The organism is Streptomyces sp. NPDC002785 (assembly GCF_040295565.1).
In the GTDB taxonomy this organism is placed as follows: Bacteria; Actinomycetota; Actinomycetes; order Streptomycetales; family Streptomycetaceae; genus Streptomyces.
Genome location: NZ_JBEOVN010000164.1, coordinates 1 through 17318 on the forward strand (window position 1 = coordinate 1; position 17318 = coordinate 17318).

The following is a 17318-nucleotide window of genomic DNA, read 5'->3' on the forward strand; positions in this document are numbered from 1 at the left end:
GTCCCGGCCGGGGACCGGACACGGCGGACGAGGGGAGCGCGGGTCTGATGGCCGGGAAGCACTTCCTCTTTGCGTGTTCTCGTCCATCAGGGAGCACGGAGTGCGTGGGGCAGGGATATCGCCTGTTTCCTCGGGCGTGGTGGTGTCGCACCGGACCGGGGTGTTCGCCGGTGCCACACCATCCTGAGCATGCCTTGCAGATGTGGGGAGCAGGGAGGGTCAGCTATCGGGCCGGCGGCCCCTGGTATCCGTTGCCCGTATCGCCGAACCAGCGCCGGGCGCTGCGCGCGACCTGACGGCCTCTCCAATTCCGCAGGGCGGGGCTGGCGGGCGGATCCTTTCGGGCTGGGCACGCTGGTTGCTGCTTGTGTGGCGATAAGGTCGGGGCATCTGTGATCAACTTCACCGTTGCGTCCGACGGCCTTCTGTCGTGTTGCGGGAGGCCGGTGACATTTGAGTTCCGGGCAGCGACTGCGCGCATTCGGAGGATCTCGTCGTGATCCGCACCTCGCCCTCGACGGACACCCAGGTAGTACGCCCTATTTCGGTGCCTGGAAGCCGCCGATCTTCTGCTCGAGCAGTTCGGCCAGCCGCAGCGGGGTGCGGTCCTCGAACATCGGACCGATGAGCTGCACTCCCACCGGCAGACCCTCGGGAGACCGGCCCGCTGGTATGGCGGTGGCGGGTAGGCCGGGCATGGTGGCCAGACCGGCCCAGACGAGCTGGTCGAAGTACGGGTACTCGACGCCGTCGATGTCGATCCGACGTTTCATCAGGTCGGGGTTGTGGTCGTGCGGGAACGCGGGAGTGGGCGTGATGGGACACACCACGGCGTCGAACTCGGCGAAGAGCTGCCGCCAGCCGTGGCGGTGGAGCTCGCGACGGCTGTTTGCCTCGATCCAGTCGCGGTGGCTGAACACCATGCCGCGCAGCCGCGCCGCATCGAGACTCTGGTTGTCTGCGCTCAGTCCGGCGGCGCGGGCCTGCAGCTGCTCGTACGCTTCGACGGGAAACCGTGCAACGGAGCCCGAAAACAGGAACTGCGTGTAGAGCACCGCGGCTTCGGTCAGATCGGGCAGCAGCGGACTGTCCCGCTCGACGCGGGCACCGCCGTCGACAAGCGCGTCGGCCACCCGGTTCACGCCCGCCCGCACAGCGGATCCGGTCGGAATGAGCGGATGCTCGTCGAGGACCAGGACCCGGAAGTCGCGGAGCCGCTCGTGGCGGGCGGGCGGCAGTGTCACATCGTGCGCCACACCGTGCGTCAGAGGGTCTGGTCCGGCCATGACGTCGAGCAGGAGCGTGAGGTCGCGGGCAGTGCGCGCCATCGGACCGACGACGGCGAGGTCAAGGTCGGCCGGCAATGCCGGCGCAGACGGCGGGACCATGCCGCGGTTCGCCGCCAGCCCGAGTGTCGGCTTGTGTGCGTAAATGCCGCAGAAGTGTGCGGGGGTGCGCAACGAACCGGCGAGGTCGGAGCCGATGGACAGCGCGCCGAATCCGGACGCCAGGGCCGCCGCCGAGCCGCCGGAGGATCCGCCCGACGTGCGGCCGTGGTCCCACGGGTTGTTGGTGGTGCCGTAGATCTCGTTGAAGCTCTGTACATCTTGCAGCCCCAAGGGCACATTGGTCTTCCCGAGCACCACCGCGCCTGCGGCCTTGAGCCGCGACACCTGCACCGCGTCCTCGGCCGGCATGTAGTTCCGGTGCAGCGGCAAGCCCCAGGTCGTGGGCAGCCCGGCGATGTTGTAGGACTCTTTGACCGTCACCGGAATGCCCAGCAGCGGCCGGTCCTCACCGCGGGCGCGCGCCTGGTCGGTACCGCGCGCCGCGGCCCGTGCACGGTCGAAGTCCGGCACACAGATCGCGTTGATCGCATCGTCGTCCCGCTCAATACGGGCGATCGCCTCGTCGGTCAGTTCCGCCGAGGTCACTTCACCGGCACGCAAGGCAGCCGCGAGTTTTTCGGCCGTCGGAAAATTCCACTCCATGAATCCGACCGTATGGGCCTGTGGAAGAGGGCACGAAATGCCGCTTCGCGCAACGGGATGGATGTCGGCCAGTTACTCGCGAAGCGGCACATCACCGATGACGCGGACGGTTACCGAATCCTGCTGGACCTCTTGCCGAGTACGGCGACACCGAGAAGGCACCGATCCCGGTTGCGATCGAGACCTCACGCGGTCTACTGGTGGCTGTGCTGCGGGCCGGAAGCGCAAGGTCTTCGCGATCAAACCGATGGCCGCCGCCCGTTACCGTGACCGGCACAGCGTCTCGCGCCCACCGCCGGGCCGAGCGGCGCCGCCCCCGGCCCAAGCCCGGCAAGATCGGCCAGAACCCCGAACTGCGGGACTTCATCCAAGAGCATCTCGAACTGCGCTGGAGCCCCGAGCAGATCTGCCAGGCTCTGCGGGCACGCTTCCCCGACCGGCCGGAGATGCACGTGGCCCACGAGACGATCTACCAGGCCCTCTACGTCCAGGGCCGCGGCGAACTCCGCCGGGAACTGACCCGAGCCCTTCGCACCGGACGGGCTCTGCGACGCCCGCACCGTCATGCCCACAAGCGCACGTCCAGAGCAGCAGCACGACCGGCCTCTCCGCCGGTCGCCCCGCATAACCGTCCGGATACGGGTGCACTACCCGGACCCGAAAGGGTGCTGACGTGGGCCAGGTGAGCCTGTGCGGACTCACTGGACAAAGACGACGGAACCGAGGGACAAGTTGGACGCCATGACGGACACGGACGGAGTGGCCTTGGCCGCTCCGGTCGCTGCCGCGACGGTGAACGGACCCGAGGACGAAGCCCTGGACTGGGCGTCGATCGACTGGCGCCGGGTCGAGGAGGACGTACGGCGTCTGCGGCAGAGGATCTTCACGGCATCGCAGGCAGGGGACCTGAAGAAGGTCCGCAACTTGCAGAAGCTGATACTCCGTTCCCGTTCCAACACGCTCCTGAGCGTGCGGCGGGTCACGGAGATCAACGCGGGACGCGCGACGGCGGGGGGCGACGGGAAGGTGGTGCTGATGTCCCAGTCCAAGGCCGCGCTGGCCGACTGGGTTCAGCACCGCGCCCGACCGTGGATCCCCAAGCCTGTCAAGCGGGTGTTCATCCCCAAACCGGGGACCACGAAGAAGCGCGGACTCGGAATTCCTGTGATCGCCGACCGGTGCTTGCAAGCCGTGGCGCTGGGCGCACTGGAACCCGAGTGGGAGGCGCGGTTCGAGCCGAAGTCGTACGGCTTCCGGCCCGGCCGCGGCTGTCACGATGCGATCGGGGCCATCTACTCCACGCTCAACGGGAAGAACCCGCAGCGTGTGTGGGTGCTCGACGCGGACCTGACGGCGGCGTTCGACCGGATCGACCACGACCGGCTCATGGCCGCCCCCGGCACCTTCCCCGCCCGGGGAGTGGTCCGGCAGTGGCTCAAGGCCGGAGCCGTGGACCGAGGACGGTTCGCCCCGACCGAGGCGGGGACTCCGCAAGGCGGAGTGATCAGCCCACTGCTCTTCAACGTGGCCCTGCACGGAATGGAGGAAGCCGCAGGCGTCCGCTACTACACAATCGGCCGAGATGCTGGAAGTGCGCAGAGCGGGAGCCCGGTGCTGGTGAGATACGCGGACGATTTTGTCGCGATGTGCACCAGCCGTGAGCAGGCCGAACAGGTCAAGGAACAGCTGGCCGCATGGCTGACGCCCAGAGGGCTCGCCTTCCACGAGGACAAGACACGCATCGTCCACGCGGAGAGCGGGTTCGACTTCCTGGGGTTCAACGTCCGCCGCTATCACGGCAAGCTGCTGATCAAGCCGAGCACAGCGGCGCAACGACGGATCCGGGAACGGCTGAGTGCCGAGATGCTGGCCCTGCGAGGGGCCAACGCGGGCGCGGTGCTCAAGAAGATCAACCCGATCGTTCGGGGCTGGTCTGCCTACTACCGGACGGTGGTGTCCAGCGAGGTGTTCACCGCGCTGGACAATCACATGTGGAAGCTCGCTTACAAGTGGGCCAAACACAGCCACCCGAACAAGCCGAAGCACTGGATATCCGACAAGTACTTCGGCCGGTTCAACAAGGCCAGGAGGGACCGGTGGGTGTTCGGCGACCGCGACAGCGGCGCCTACCTGCTCAAGTTCTCCTGGACGAAGATCGTCCGGCACCAGTTGGTCAAGGGCAGGGCGTCCCCGGACGACCCGGCGCTGGAGTCGTACTGGGCCGAGCGGCGTCGCAAAGGACCACCCCCGCCAGTCGATGGCATGACCGTGCGCCTGCTCCAGGCTCAACAAGGTCGTTACCCGATCTGCGGAGGGCTCCTGCTGCACGCCGATCACCCGCCGCGAAGCCCACAGGAATGGGAAACGTGGCGATCCGTCCTCAGGAAGGCGATCTCCAAGCAGTACGTCGCCTTCCCAGGCGGTGACTCATCGGGCGATCAACGGCTCCGTCTCCTTCACACCCTTTGTCAACGGCGGATTGGAGCCGCCGGGCTGACGAATCCTGCACCTTCTCCTGACCGCGAGCCCTTGGGGCTTGCTTGAGCCGTGTGCGGTGAACAGCTGCTTGCACGGTTCTGAGGGGGCGGGGACGCAGCAATGCGTCCCCGCTACCCGACTCATCATCGGCACCGGCCGGTCCGCGATCGGCACGCTGGTCGAGCGGTCCACCCGCTACCTGATGCTCGTGCACCTGCCTGTCGGCCACAGTGCCATTGCCACCCGCAACGCGCTCACCACGACCGTCCAGACCCTCCCGCGTCGCCTCTGGCGGTCCCTGACCTGGGACCAGGGCTCGGAGATGGCCGCCCACAAGGCGTTCACCATCGCCACCGACATCCCGGTCTTCTTCTGCGACCCGGCCAGCCCCTGGCAGCGTGGCAGCAACGAGAACACCAACGGCCTGCTACGGCAGTACTTCCCCGCGCGGCGGGCTATCGTCCCCGCCCACGTCGGCCCGGCTTCGGGTCCGACACGGAACCAGATCAGTTCAGCCCTCGAACGCTTGGTGCTGGAGGACGATTTCACGCTTGAGGATCTTGCCCGTGGCTCCCTTGGGGAGCCCGTTGGTGAACGTGACGATCCGTGGGTACTTGTAGGCAGCCACCCGCTGTTTGACGTAGTCGCGCAGCTGATCGGCCGTGGTCCGTGCATCATCCCGGAGTGTTACTACGGCGGCTACCTCCTCCCCGTGCACCTGGTGTGGCACGCCGACCACTGCCGCCTCGGCGACGGCAGGGTGTTCGTAGAGCACCTCCTCGATCTCGCGCGGGTAGACGTTGTATCCGCCGCGGATAATGAGGTCTTTCTTCCGGTCGACGATGAAGTAGTAGCCATCTTCGTCGACTCGGGCGAGATCACCGCTGTGGAACCACCCGTCCCGGATGGCTTCCGTAGTCGCACCGGGACGGTTCCAGTAGCCCTTCATGATGTTCTCGCCGCGGATCGCGATCTCACCGACTTCGCCCGGGCCGACCGTGGTGCCATCGTCCGCGACGAGACTCAGTTCGACCCCGCGGATGGGCAGCCCGATAGAGCCGGCCTTGCGTGGCCGGTCCGGATGGTTGAATGAGGCGACCGGAGAAGTCTCCGAGAGTCCATAGCCCTCCAGCACGGTGACGCCGAATTCCCGCTCGAAGCCGTGGAGTACCTCGACCGGCAAGGAAGCGCCGCCGGAAACAGCCAGGTGCAGCCGTGAGAGGTCATAGCCGTCGGGGATCCCGGCGTGGAGCAGGGCTGTGTACATCGTGGGGACGCCCAGAAAGACGGTGGCCCCATCCCGGTGAATGATCTCCAGTGCCTTCGTCGGCTCGAATCGCGGCAGCAAAGTCAGGGTGGCGCCCGCAGCGACGGCTGTGTTGAGGGCGCAGGTCTGCCCGAACGCGTGGAACAATGGCAGGCCGCCGAAAAGTACGTCGTCCGGCCCGACGTGGAGCAGCGTCTCGACCGTGGTGGCCGCGTTGGTCATCAGGTTGCGGTGGGTCAGTTCGGCGCCCTTCGGGGTCCCTGTTGTGCCCGAGGTGTAGAGGATCACGGCGGTGTCGTCCTCTGCCCGGTCGACGATCTCGGGCATCGGTTCGGTGGCCTGCACCAGGATGTCGAATGCCGCTGGGTCCGTGACCAGGCATTCGGCCCCGACCTCTGCGGCGGCCGTCGCGACCTCGTCCTCGAACAGCGGGAACGTCACCACGATGCGGGATCCGGAATCCCGGAGGGTGAATTCTATTTCACGGGCTTTCAACAGTGGGTTCATCGGTACCACTACGGCGCCTGCGCGGAGGATGCCGTAGTACGCGATGGGGAAGTAGGTGACGTTGGGCATGACCAACGCCACCCGATCGCCCGGCCGTATGCCCTTGGCCTGCAACAGGGTGGCGACCCGTGCGCTTGCATCGTTCAGTTGGGCATAGGTGAGGACGATCTCGTCCTGGCGAATGGCGATGCGGCCGCCATCGGCCCAGGCGGATTCCGCCAGGAGTGAGGCGAGGTTGTTCATTCGGCTTCCCCTTCGATCGGAGCTGGTGGCGGTCACCATTGGCTGCGGGAGCCGCAGAGGCCCGCCGGGTTCTGCGTCGCGATCACGTCGCGGGGGGTGATCCCGCCGCGGCCGGGACGGTCGCCGGCGCTGTGCAGATCCCCCCAGAAGTCCGGCGGCAGGTCGCGTCCCTGCCGCAGGGCCAGCCACAGCCGCAGCACGTGGCGCTTCGGCTCGGGCTCTGCGAAGTCCTCGTACTCCGTGCGGGAATGAAGAACCGCGTGGTTGTTGAGCAGCAGCAGGTCGCCGACCTCGAAGTCGACGTCCAGTCGGAATTCCCGGGACTCAGCCAGTTCGTCGATGAGGTCGAACAGCTCCATCTCCGCCGGCTCCAAGCGGGGAACGTCAGAAAAGCGCTGTGCGGACTCGAGGTAGCAGCGGTTGTATCGCATGCTGAGCTTCCCTCCGTACCAGGACGCCAACGGAACCGCGGAGTACGGGGGTTCACCGGGTGGTTGCTCCTCCCGACGGTCGAGGAAATGTGTGCGGTACAGGCGCTCGACCAGCTTCGGCCGCCGTGCCAGCACGGCGTTGTAGACAGCCGCCGAGCTGACGACGGCGGTGTGTGCGCCGGTGCGAGCCGCTCGCAGACACAGCAGCCCGAGGACATCGGAGCCGTCGGTGTGGAACGGCAGCCTCACTCTTGTCTGATAGCCGCGCGTCGCGGAGTCGGCCATGGTGCCGCCGGTGTCCCGGGCGTGACCGAGCACGTGGCCCGCAGCGTTCTGCGACACCGGGACGCCCAGGTGCTGGCCCAGTCCCCAGAAAATAGTGCTCGCCGCCGCCTGGCTGTACTGCTCGACCGGAATGCCTTTGACGAGTACAAAGCCCCGTCCGTTCTCCAGTACGTCGGCGAGTCGTGCCAGCTCGCCGGCCAGGGTCGGCAGCGGAAAGTCGCGGGCGGTCACCTTCAGGAGCGGAACACCGCGCTCACGCACCGCCTGCAGTGCCGCCTGGAGTTCGTCGGTCTGCGCCGGTGAGAGTCGCAGGACCCACTCGGTGGAGTTCGCCAGGTCCGGGCCCTTCCACACGGCCGGCCCTGCGCAGGGCCGGCGCAGCACGTTGATCACGCTCGTCATGGTGGCCTCACTCGGGTCGTGCATCCGTCCGGTCCACATCGCGTGCGGCTTTTCCCTGGCTGGGGGACCGGAAATTGCGTGCACGACCCTTCTCCTTTCCACGCGGAAGAATCCCGTGGATGTGAACCAGGCCATTCCGCCGGGGGGCATTGATGTGCATAGGATTCCGTGCCACTTTTTCAGGGGGCTGGTCAACGGTTGGAGTATTTGTCATGGTGTTCTCCGTGGGATTTCAGATCAGCCGGGACGCCGAATCCAGGAGGCAAGCTCCATCGCAGTGGTGCAACGCTAGGTCACGGCCTGGCGCATCGCTTTACTTGACGTGACATCTTACTTACCATTTGGGGACAGAGCCTTGGAGTACGCCCTTGAAGCCACTGGTCCGCAATGCGGCGCTGAACAGCTACGTCGAGCTCAGCCAGTCCCTCGGCATCGACCCGCGAGCGCTGATGAAGAGCGTGGGTCTGGACCCCGTAGGCCTCGCGGTCCAGGACAGATGGATCTCAGGCGCGGCTGTGACTCAGCTGCTTGAACTCTCGGCGGTGGCCTCGCACCGCGAGGACTTCGGACTGCTCCTCGCTGAGCGCCGCCGCTTCGCCAATCTCGGCCCCATCAGCTTGGTCATCCGCGAGGAGCCCGATGTCCGCAGCGCACTCGGACTACTTATGCGACATAACTACATGTACAACGAAATGCTCCGTAGTCGAGTCTCCGAGGCAAACGGCCTGACCACCCTCAAGGTGGGCCTGGAATTGGGTGAGGCAATGGAAGCCCGGCAGGCCACAGAGCTGGCCGTGGGCGCCTTCCATGGAGTTCTCCGCACTTTCCTCGGCGCTCGGTGGCAGTCGGTCACCGTGTGTTTCACGCACAGCGCTCCCAAAGATATCGGTACCCACCGGCACATCTTCGGTCCGGTAGTTGAATTCGATCGAGAATTCACCGGGATCGTTTTCTACACAAGCGACCTCGACACTCCCAATACGATGTCGGACCCGCTGCTCCGGAACTACGCGCGGCAGTATTTCGATTCCATCGCAGTCTCGCGGGACACGACCGTACTGGACCGTGTGCGCGAGTTGATCGAAGTCCTGCTGCCGAGCGGGCGCTGTTCCATCGAGCAGGTCGCATCCAGCCTCGGCGTCGACCGGAGGACCGTCCACCGGTACCTGGCGGGTTCGGGCGAGACGTTCTCCTCCCTCCTCAACGCCACGCGTACCGAGCTCGCGGAGCAGCTCGTGGCGAACCCGCGCCGTTCGTTGACGGAGGTCTCCGGGCTGCTGGGATTCTCCGGACCGAGCGGCTTCTCACGCTGGTTCCGTGAGCAGTTCGGCAGCAGCCCGAGGGAGTGGCGCGTGGGGAGGGCCAGGCAGCAGCACTCCGGCGAGGAGTGATCACCGGCGATCAAGACCGACCGGCACTTGGGGGGTGCGTGCCCCAGCCCCGTGACGCCGCCCCCCAATTGCCGGCCGGTCTGAGAGCCGGAAGGTCGGAGCGAACCGCTGCCTCGCCCTGGGCCTTTCTGGGCTGGGGCGACGCCGACAGGGGCAAAGCCTGTCCCCAAGTGATAAGTCAGTTGTCACCCAGGGGAAAGCGTGGCGCGTAACCGGCCGTTAACGTTGCATTACCTCAGGGGATGCCGACGGCCCCACAAGGACGAGCAGGAACCCTGCTGCAGCCGCGTGCTCCCTCCGGACTCGTTGATCGTATCTGAGCCGCCCGGTGGGGCCCGGGAACCCCGTCTGCGAGCTCACTCCGCCCCTCGCCAAGCCCTTCAGGCCTCGCATTGCGGGCAGCGATGCGCGCGGCGAGTGAAGACCCATCCGACATAAGGAGATGGACCGTGCACTTCCTCGACGACTCCCTGTATCCAGAGAACCAGGAGAAGTTGGTGATCCAGGCGGCCCCCTACGGGCCGGAGTGGCTGCCCGGTGACGCCGACGACCTTCCGCTCACCATGGATGAGCACGTGCAGGCGGCGGTCGACTGTTACAACGCCGGCGCCACGGTGCTGCACATTCACGTGCGCGAGCTGGACGGTCACGGCTCCAAGCGCATGTCCATGTTCAACGAGCTGATGGCCCGGCTGCGCGAAGCCGTGCCGGACATGGTCCTCCAGATCGGTGGGTCGATCTCCTTCGCCCCCGAGGGCGAGGGCTCCGATGCCAAGTGGCTGAGCTACGACACTCGTCACATGCTGGCAGAGATCACCCCCAGGCCGGACCAGGTGACGATCGCGATCAACACCAACCAGATGAACATCGTCGAGCTCTTCGACGACGAGGACATCGACGGCACCTCGATGGCCAAGCCGGCGTACTACCAGGCCTACCGGGACATGGTGGTCGAGGCAGGACCGGACTTCTACCTGGAGCACCTCAAGCGGCTCCGTGTCAACGACATCCAGCCGCACTTCCAACTCGCCAACATGGCACAGCTGGAGACCGTGGAGCGGCTTATCCGGAAGGGCATCTACAACGGGCCGCTGGTGCTCAACTACGTTGCCATCGGCGGAGGTTTCGCCGGCCGGCATCCGGCTGACCTGATCGAGTTCATCCGCCGCGTCCCGGACGGCGCCGTGCTCACCATCGAGGCCTCCATGCGCGCGGTGGCGCCGATGAACGCGATCGGCATCGCCCTGGGCACGCACGTGCGGGTGGGCAACGAGGACAACCTGTGGCGGCGCAAGGGCGAGCGGATGTCCTCCGTGAAGCAGGTCGAGCAGATGGTACAGGTCGCCAACGCGCTCGGCCGTGAGATCGCCACCGGGCAGGAAGCGAAGAAGATCTACAAGATCGGCGAGTGGTACTCGGACGCCGACGAGACCCTGGCCCAGCTCGGCATGGTGCCCAACCGCCGCCCCGGCCGGCGCGGCTTCATGCTGCGCGACGTCAAGAGCTGACCTACCCGCACCAGCGGCGGTCTCGGGGCCGATCCTGCATCCGTCCCAGCTGAGCCGGGTCGGCCCGCGACCGCCGTACCCACACACGAGCAAACGGAGCAACTTGTGGCACACGCCATTCGCTTCCATGAGACCGGCGGCCCCGACGTCATGCGGTGGGAGAAGGTCACCGTCGGCGACCCGGGCCCGGGCGAAGTACGGATCCGGCACGTCGCCGTCGGACTCAACTTCGCAGACACCTATTTCCGCTCCGGTCTGTACCCGGCTCCGCTGCCTGCGGGGCTCGGTGTGGAGGCCTCAGGTGTGATCGAGGCCGTGGGCGAAGCCGTCACCCATGTCGCAGAGGGCGATCGGGTGACCTACACCGGCAGCCCGCTGGGGGCCTACAGCACGGAGCGGGTCATGCCCGCGGATTCGCTGATCAAGTTGCCGGAGGAGATCAGCTGCGAGACCGCCGCTGCGATGACCATGCGGGGCCTCACCTCGGCCTATCTGCTGCGCCGGATCCACCCGCTGAAGTCCGGCGATACCGTATTGCTCCACGCGGCGGCGGGCGGCGTGGGCCTGATCTTCTCCCAGTGGGCCAAGCTGCTCGGAATCACTGTGATCGGCACAGTCTCCAGCGAGGAGAAGGCCGAGATCGCCCGCGCACACGGCTGCGAACACATCATCTACTACCGGCGCGAAGACGTGGCCGAGCGGGTGCGAGAGCTGACTGCAGGCGCCGGAGTTCCCGTCGTCTTCGACAGCATCGGCAAGGACACCGTCGCCGGATCCATGGCCTCGCTGCAGCGCCGCGGTCTGCTGGTGTGCTTCGGCACGGCCTCCGGTGTGCCGCCCCTCGACGCCATGCAGCTCGCCATCCACGGCTCGCTGTTCGTGACCCGGCCCGCGCTGGCCGACTACATCGCCGAAGCCGCCGAGCGGGACGCCCTGGCGGGCGAGCTGTTCGGGCATGTCGCGTCCGGGCGTATCAAGATCCAGATCAATCAGCGCTACTCCCTCCAGGACGCGGTACAGGCACACCGCGATCTGGAAGCGGGACGGACCACTGGATCCTCCGTCTTCGTCCTCTGAACACTCCGTGCCACGCACCTTCAAACACGCCGTGCCCGGCACCTTCGAACACGCTGTGCCTCGCACATCACCCCAGGAGTGAGCACATGCCCCAGACAGTCCACCCGAGGGAAGCCACGCCCGCCTTGGTGCGCTCGGGCGTTCTCCGCACATCGATCGAGGTTGAGCCGCTGACCTGCACCATCGGCGCCGAGGTCTTCGGAGCGAACCTCGGCGAAGCCTCGCGCGACGACGACCTGTTCGCCGAGATCAAGCAGCTGCTGCTGAAGTACAAGGTCCTTTTCCTGCGGGACCAGGATATTACGCGCGCCGAGCACGTCGCCCTCGCCTCGCGCTTCGGCCCGCTGGAGGACCACCCTGTGGTCGGCAGCGATCCGGACCACCCGGGGCTGGTCCGCATTTACAAGGACCTGGACAGCAAGCCCGAGCACTACGAGAACGCGCTCCACTGCGACGGGACCTGGCGCGAGTGCCCGCCCATGGGGGCCGTGCTGCGCTGCGTGGAAACGCCTGAGGTCGGCGGAGACACGGTCTGGGTCAACATGGCCGAGGCCTACCGCAGGCTGCCGGAGCACATCAAGACGCAGATCGCGGGTCTGCGCGCGCGGCACAGCATCGAGGCGACCTTCGGCGCCGTCATGCCTAGGGAACAGCGCCACCAGCTGAAGGCCCGGTACCCGGACCCGGAGCACCCGGTGGTGCGCGCCCACCCGGAGACCGGCGAGCAGATCCTCTTCGTCAACGCTTTCACCACGCACTTCGTCAACTTCCATACGCCCGAGAACGTGCGCTTCGGCCAGGATCACGCGCCCGGGGCGAACAACCTCCTGAACTACCTGATCAGCCAGGCGGCCGTCCCCGAGTACCAGGTGCGCTGGCGCTGGCAGAAGAACAGCTTCGCCATCTGGGACAACCGCTCCACACAGCACTACGCCGTCCAGGACTACTGGCCCGCCGTCCGCAAGATGGAGCGCGCCGGAATCGTCGGCGACAGGCCCTTCTGAGCCCTGACCAGAGACGAGAAGGTGACGCCAATGGGAGTTCACACTGCCGGCACACTCATGCCGGGCACGTCTCACGCCACGCCGACTGTATCTCGCGGGTACGCCCGGCTGGTGTTCGCGCTGAGCTTTGGGCTCCTGCTGATCGACTACATGTCGCGGCAGGTCCTCAACGCGGTCTTTCCTCTACTGAAGGCGGAGTGGCAGCTTGACGATGCCCAGTTGGGTTCTCTCAGCGGCATCGTGGCCTTGATGGTGGGGGTGCTCACCTTCCCCCTTTCACTCCTGGCGGATCGCTGGGGCCGGGTCAAGAGCCTGGTCATCGCCGCGACAGTGTGGAGTCTGGCGACGCTGGGCTGCGCCGTTGCAGCGACCTACGGCCAGATGTTCCTGGGGCGGTTCATGCTCGGGGTCGGCGAGGCGGCCTACGGGAGTGTCGGCATCGCGGTGGTCCTCAGCGTCTTCCCCATCAGCCTGCGGGCCACGCTCTCCGGCGCGTTCATCGCGGGAGGCGCCTTCGGATCTGTGCTGGGCGTGTCGATCGGTGGCGTCGTCGCCCAGCAACTCGGCTGGCGATGGGCGTTCGGCGTCATGGGGATCGCCGGACTGGTCCTGGCCGCGATCTACGGCATTGTGGTCAAGGAAAAGAGGCTGGGTTCAGGTGCCGGCGGCAGCAGCGGCACATCCGGCGAACGGGTCCCGATCCGGACCTTGCTGCCGCGGCTGTTCTCCTCGGTCTCCGTGCTCTGCGCCTATATCGGTAGCGGGCTGCAGATGTTCATTGCGATGGCCCTGCTCGCCTGGATGCCCAGCTTCCTCAACCGTTATTACGCCATGCCTCCCGCGAAGGCCGGCGTAGTTGCCGGGGGCTTCGCATTGATCACAGGGATAGGCATGATCCTCTGCGGGATCGTCACCGACCGTCTCAGCCGGAGGATCGGCGCCCGGAAGTGGACCGTCGCGATCATCTGCAGTCTCGGGTCGCTCGTGCTGCTGACGGCCGGATTCCACCTGCCGGTCGGCCCGCCGCAGCTCTTGCTGATCGGTGCCGGGACCCTGCTGTCCAACGCCACGGCCGGCCCGGCGGCCGCCATGGTGGCGAATTTGACCCCTGCCGCCGTCGCGGCGACGGCCATGGCCACGCTCACCCTGGCCAACAGCCTGCTCGGGCTTGCCCCGGGGCCCGCGGTGACGGGCATGCTCGCGGACCGCATGGGCCTGCTCGGCGCACTGCAGCTGGTCCCACTTGTCGCGGCCCTGAGCGGCGCGGCCTTCGTCATCGGCAAGCTCCACTACGAGAACGATCTACGCCGCCTGGGCCTGATTCCCGACGTGACCCTCACGAATCCGGAGCTGACGTCATGAGTCCCACCGCTTCGCCGACGGTCGTCATCGTCCCCGGACTGCGCGATCACGTGCCGGAACACTGGCAGACCATCCTCACCAACAAGATCGCCAACGCCCGTACCGTTCCGCCGTTGACGAACGGCAGGTTGAGCTGCGGCGCGCAAGTCGCCGCCCTGAACGAAGTGCTGTCGGACATCTCCGGGCCAGTCGTCGTGGTCGCCCACAGCGCCGGAGTGATGACCACCGCGCACTGGGCGCAACGACACCGGCGTCCGATCAAGGGCGCGCTGCTGGCGACGCCGCCGGACTTCGGCACGCCGCTGCCCGAGGGCTACCCCACCCTGGAGGCCCTGCGCGAAAACGGCTGGTTGCCTACGCCGCGGACAACCCTGCCCTTCCCCAGCATCGTCGCGGCGAGCACGGACGACCCCCTGGCCGATTTCAATCGCGTCGCCGATCTCGCCCGGGCATGGGGGAGCCGTCTCGTGGATCTCGGCCCGGTCGGACACCTCAACCCTGCATCCGGCTACGGCGAATGGCCTCGGGCGGAAGAGTTCATCCGCGAGCTCAGCTGAGTTCTGTCCGACGTGTCCGTCTGACGCCCGGCTGCGCTCTCCTCGCACTCCCTCCTGCCCGCTCTTGGGCGGGAGGAGCTGTGCGCCCACCGAGCGCGAACCCTCGGACGAGAGAGCTGGTGGTGACGGCGCCGCTGCCCTCGATGCCCTTGCACCTCGTCAACGACCCTGAGAACGAGCGCTACCTGGGGAGTTACTTCGACGTCTATCCCGGAGTGTGGCGGCACGGTGACTGGGTCACGGTCGACTCCGACCTGTCAGTCGTGGTGGCGGGGCGCTCGGACTCGGCACTCAACCGCATGGGCGTGCGGATGGGATCCGCCGACATTTACGCCGTCGTAGAGCAACTCCCGCACATTTCCGACAGTCTCGTCATCGGCGCCGAACTGCCGGACGGCCGGTACTTCATGCCGTTGTTCGTTGTCCCCGCCGAAGGCACAACCTTCGAGGACACACTCCGGAACAGCATCGCCACGTCGATCAAGCAGAAGCTTTCGCCTCGTCACGTGCCGGACGTCATCGTTCCGATAGCGGCCGTGCCGCGCACCCTGACTGGCAAAAAGCTCGAAGTTCCTGTCAAACGCATCATCCAGGGAGCTGCCGTCGCCGATGTGAGCGCGGAGGGGGCCGTCACCCATCCTGAAATGCTGGCCTGGTTCGCAGATTTCGCTACCAGGCTTTCAGCTGGAGACTGACCCGTCGCCAGGTCTGCCCCCGACCGAGCCCCTGCGTCCGCCGACAGCAGCGTACCGTCCAGAACCACGAACGCTTTCAAGCGGATGGTCTTCATCGCCTCGGCCAGCGACGGAGCAGGGGACGCGAGGACATCGATGGCCTCGCGTATGTAGCGGTAGACGGTCGCGATGCCGATGCGGAACCCGGCGGCGAGCTGTGCGTAAGTGTCCCCGCATCGCAGATGGGCGAACAGGGCCTGACGGCCCGCCGGAAGCCGCCGTCGGCGTGTCCCGATCTCCTTGCGCCGGGCGCGTAGTCGCCCGCTCAGACAGCGCAGGATGCGGCTGGACAGATCGGTCGAATGGGGTCTCCCCTGCACGAACGGAGCTGAGAGCTTGGGAAAGGGTAGTCAAGCACGCGAAACTCCTGGTTGGCACGGGTCGACCTCGTTGCTGTGCCAGTCGGGCCGCAGCTCGCGCAGGGCGTCGTAGAAGCGGACGCAGTTCTCCCGGGCCGCGCACAAGACCATCGCCTTGCCAGCCGCGCCGCCCGTCTCGGAGACGCCGACGATCGGCTGCATCCGCTCGCGCTGCCCTTCCCAGTGCTCTACCAGGTCTGGGACAGCCCTTAGCTGGGCGAAGAAGGAACGCAGGGGTCCGCGGCGTCGTCGCCTGTGCAGTTCGATCTTGCATTTTTTCGTGGAGTACCACTGCTTGAACTGATCGGACGGCCGGTCGTTGAGACGTAGTGCCGCTCCAGTACCAGCGGCAGGGCGCCGGGCAGACTGACGTCCGTGGCGGACATGAACATCTCGCCGGTTGCAACGTCGACCGGCTCGCCCTCTCCGCACTTCTCCTTGGTGCACTTGTCGTGCTTGTTCGGCTCGCCGTCGGCACGCTCAGCGGCGCTGCCGTCGCGACGCAGCGCCCGCTCGCGTCTCGCCAGCCGCTGAGCGGCAGTCTTGGCGGTCGAGGCGCCCTTCCGCAGGGCGCCCCCGGGCGTGTTTCGACTCGCTGCTCAGATGTGCGCCGAGAAGGGCACCTGCCGGGCATCTGCCCTGGTCAGGCGCCCCTTTTCTGCGTCTAGAAGAAGCCGAGCTTCTTCGGCGAGTACGACACGAGTAGGTTTTTCGTCTGCTGATAGTGCTCCAGCATCATCTTGTGGTTCTCGCGGCCGATACCCGACTGCTTGTATCCGCCGAAGGCGGCATGGGCCGGGTACGCGTGGTAGCAGTTCGTCCAGACCCTGCCCGCCTGGATGGCACGGCCCGCCCGGTACGCGGTGTTGATGTCGCGGGTCCATACGCCCGCCCCGAGGCCGTACAGCGTGTCGTTCGCCGTTCCGATCGCGTCGTCGAAGTCCGAGAAGGACGTGACCGCCGCTACCGGGCCGAAGATCTCCTCCTGGAAGACCCGCATCCGGTTGTCGCCCTCGAAGATGGTCGGCTGGACGTAGTAGCCACCCGCCAGCTCCCCGTCGTACTCGATCCTCTGACCACCCGTGAGGACCTTCGCACCCTCCTGCTGGCCGATGTCCAGGTACGAAAGAATCTTCTGCAGCTGGTCGTTGGAGGCCTGGGCGCCGATCATCGTGTCCGTGTCCAACGGGTGTCCCGGCACGATCTGTTCGGTGCGGGCGATGCCCGCCTCCAGAAATTCGCTGTAGTGCCCGCGCTGGATCAGTGCGCGCGACGGGCAGGTGCAGACCTCGCCCTGGTTGAGGGCGAACATGGTGAAGCCTTCGAGGGCCTTGTCGCGGAAGTCGTCGTCCGCGTTCCACACGTCGTCGAAGAAGATGTTCGGCGACTTGCCGCCCAGTTCGAGCGTCACCGGCTTGATGTTCTCGGAGGCGTACTGCATGATCAGCCGCCCCGTGGTGGTCTCACCGGTGAAGGCGATCTTCGCGACGCGCGGGCTGGAAGCGAGGGGTTTGCCGGCCTCCGCGCCGAAGCCGTTGACGATGTTGACGACGCCGGGCGGAAGGAGGTCGGCCACCAGCTTCAGCCATACGTGGATGGAGGCCGGGGTCTGTTCGGCGGGTTTGAGGACCACCGCGTTGCCCGCCGCGAGCGCCGGGGCCAACTTCCAGGTCGCCATCAGGATGGGGAAGTTCCACGGGATGATCTGCGCGACGACACCCA

The 17318-nt window shown here is 66.6% G+C and carries 14 protein-coding genes and 4 pseudogenes; 11 read left to right on the forward strand and 7 right to left on the reverse strand.

From position 1 onward, the window contains the following. Nucleotides 1–539 precede the first annotated feature (539 nt). Nucleotides 540–1991: an amidase gene (locus ABTZ94_RS28720; RefSeq protein WP_351204903.1), complete on the reverse strand. Its 1452-nt coding sequence runs from the start codon at nucleotides 1989–1991 to the stop codon at nucleotides 540–542. Between the two features lie 12 nt (nucleotides 1992–2003). On the opposite strand from ABTZ94_RS28720, the pseudogene ABTZ94_RS28725 reads away from it, so the two are divergent. The 4 genes and pseudogenes from ABTZ94_RS28725 to ABTZ94_RS28740 form a co-directional block, all read left to right on the forward strand. Then, nucleotides 2004–2280 (forward strand): annotated as a pseudogene (locus tag ABTZ94_RS28725) (IS110 family transposase); the annotation flags it as partial. After that, nucleotides 2279–2581: pseudogene (locus ABTZ94_RS28730) on the forward strand (IS30 family transposase); the annotation flags it as partial. The pseudogenes ABTZ94_RS28725 and ABTZ94_RS28730, both read left to right, overlap by 2 nt. A 151-nt stretch (nucleotides 2582–2732) precedes the next feature. Further along, the gene (gene ltrA, locus ABTZ94_RS28735) at nucleotides 2733–4535 is read left to right on the forward strand and encodes a group II intron reverse transcriptase/maturase (protein ID WP_351204905.1); all 1803 of its coding nucleotides are present in this window, start codon (nucleotides 2733–2735) and stop codon (nucleotides 4533–4535) included. Nucleotides 4536–4608: 73 nt separating this feature from the next. Then, nucleotides 4609–4914, forward strand: a pseudogene (locus tag ABTZ94_RS28740) (IS30 family transposase); the annotation flags it as partial. Nucleotides 4915–4980: 66 nt separating this feature from the next. On the opposite strand, the gene ABTZ94_RS28745 reads toward ABTZ94_RS28740, so the two are convergent. Next, on the reverse strand, nucleotides 4981–6486 hold the full coding sequence (locus tag ABTZ94_RS28745) for a long-chain-fatty-acid--CoA ligase (protein ID WP_351204925.1): 1506 nt from the start codon (nucleotides 6484–6486) through the stop codon (nucleotides 4981–4983). Nucleotides 6487–6518: 32 nt separating this feature from the next. Next, nucleotides 6519–7688 carry a TauD/TfdA family dioxygenase gene (locus ABTZ94_RS28750; RefSeq protein ID WP_351204907.1) on the reverse strand — a complete coding sequence of 390 codons (1170 nt, stop codon included), beginning with the start codon at nucleotides 7686–7688 and terminating at the stop codon, nucleotides 6519–6521. A 284-nt stretch (nucleotides 7689–7972) separates the two neighbouring features. Here ABTZ94_RS28750 and ABTZ94_RS28755 point away from each other — a divergent pair, with 284 nt between their 5' ends. The 7 genes from ABTZ94_RS28755 (at nucleotide 7973) to ABTZ94_RS28785 (ending at nucleotide 15198) form a co-directional block, all read left to right on the forward strand. Beyond that, complete coding sequence (locus ABTZ94_RS28755) at nucleotides 7973–8995, forward strand: AraC family transcriptional regulator (protein ID WP_351204909.1); 1023 nt, start codon at nucleotides 7973–7975, stop codon at nucleotides 8993–8995. A gap of 449 nt (nucleotides 8996–9444) precedes the next feature. Beyond that, complete coding sequence (locus ABTZ94_RS28760; RefSeq protein ID WP_351204911.1) at nucleotides 9445–10503, forward strand: beta-keto acid cleavage family enzyme; 1059 nt, start codon at nucleotides 9445–9447, stop codon at nucleotides 10501–10503. Nucleotides 10504–10608: 105 nt separating this feature from the next. Beyond that, nucleotides 10609–11580, forward strand: coding sequence for a quinone oxidoreductase family protein (locus tag ABTZ94_RS28765; protein ID WP_351204913.1), 972 nt, complete (start codon nucleotides 10609–10611; stop codon nucleotides 11578–11580). An 86-nt stretch (nucleotides 11581–11666) separates the two neighbouring features. After that, nucleotides 11667–12584, forward strand: coding sequence for a TauD/TfdA dioxygenase family protein (locus tag ABTZ94_RS28770; protein WP_351204915.1), 918 nt, complete (start codon nucleotides 11667–11669; stop codon nucleotides 12582–12584). Between the two features lie 111 nt (nucleotides 12585–12695). Then, nucleotides 12696–13946: an MFS transporter gene (locus ABTZ94_RS28775; RefSeq protein WP_351204917.1), complete on the forward strand. Its 1251-nt coding sequence runs from the start codon at nucleotides 12696–12698 to the stop codon at nucleotides 13944–13946. Continuing rightward, nucleotides 13943–14503, forward strand: coding sequence for an RBBP9/YdeN family alpha/beta hydrolase (locus tag ABTZ94_RS28780; RefSeq protein ID WP_351204919.1), 561 nt, complete (start codon nucleotides 13943–13945; stop codon nucleotides 14501–14503). The genes ABTZ94_RS28775 and ABTZ94_RS28780 overlap by 4 nt, the downstream gene beginning before the upstream one ends. A gap of 122 nt (nucleotides 14504–14625) precedes the next feature. Continuing rightward, the gene (locus ABTZ94_RS28785; RefSeq protein WP_351204929.1) at nucleotides 14626–15198 is read left to right on the forward strand and encodes an AMP-binding enzyme; all 573 of its coding nucleotides are present in this window, start codon (nucleotides 14626–14628) and stop codon (nucleotides 15196–15198) included. Between the two features lie 35 nt (nucleotides 15199–15233). On the opposite strand, the pseudogene ABTZ94_RS28790 reads toward ABTZ94_RS28785, so the two are convergent. The 4 genes and pseudogenes from ABTZ94_RS28790 to adh form a co-directional block, all read right to left on the reverse strand. After that, nucleotides 15234–15557, reverse strand: a pseudogene (locus ABTZ94_RS28790) (helix-turn-helix domain-containing protein); the annotation flags it as partial. 30 nt (nucleotides 15558–15587) lie between these two features. Further along, nucleotides 15588–15758: a hypothetical protein gene (locus ABTZ94_RS28795; protein WP_351204921.1), complete on the reverse strand. Its 171-nt coding sequence runs from the start codon at nucleotides 15756–15758 to the stop codon at nucleotides 15588–15590. A gap of 47 nt (nucleotides 15759–15805) precedes the next feature. Beyond that, nucleotides 15806–16165: a DUF6531 domain-containing protein gene (locus ABTZ94_RS28800; protein ID WP_351204927.1), complete on the reverse strand. Its 360-nt coding sequence runs from the start codon at nucleotides 16163–16165 to the stop codon at nucleotides 15806–15808. A gap of 95 nt (nucleotides 16166–16260) precedes the next feature. Then, a partial coding sequence (gene adh, locus ABTZ94_RS28805) for an aldehyde dehydrogenase (protein ID WP_351204923.1) occupies nucleotides 16261–17318 on the reverse strand: 1058 nt, incomplete at its 5' end.

Bases quoted from the DNA above. Each gene is read 5' to 3' on its own strand.
- ltrA (WP_351204905.1), top strand. From the start codon at position 2,733: ATGACGGACACGGACGGAGTGGCCTTGGCCGCTCCGGTCGCTGCCGCG.
- ABTZ94_RS28770 (WP_351204915.1), top strand. From the start codon at position 11,667: ATGCCCCAGACAGTCCACCCGAGGGAAGCCACGCCCGCCTTGGTGCGC.
- ABTZ94_RS28780 (WP_351204919.1), top strand. From the start codon at position 13,943: ATGAGTCCCACCGCTTCGCCGACGGTCGTCATCGTCCCCGGACTGCGC.
- ABTZ94_RS28795 (WP_351204921.1), bottom strand. From the start codon at position 15,758: ATGCAGCCGATCGTCGGCGTCTCCGAGACGGGCGGCGCGGCTGGCAAG.
- ABTZ94_RS28720 (WP_351204903.1), bottom strand. From the start codon at position 1,991: ATGGAGTGGAATTTTCCGACGGCCGAAAAACTCGCGGCTGCCTTGCGT.
- ABTZ94_RS28745 (WP_351204925.1), bottom strand. From the start codon at position 6,486: ATGAACAACCTCGCCTCACTCCTGGCGGAATCCGCCTGGGCCGATGGC.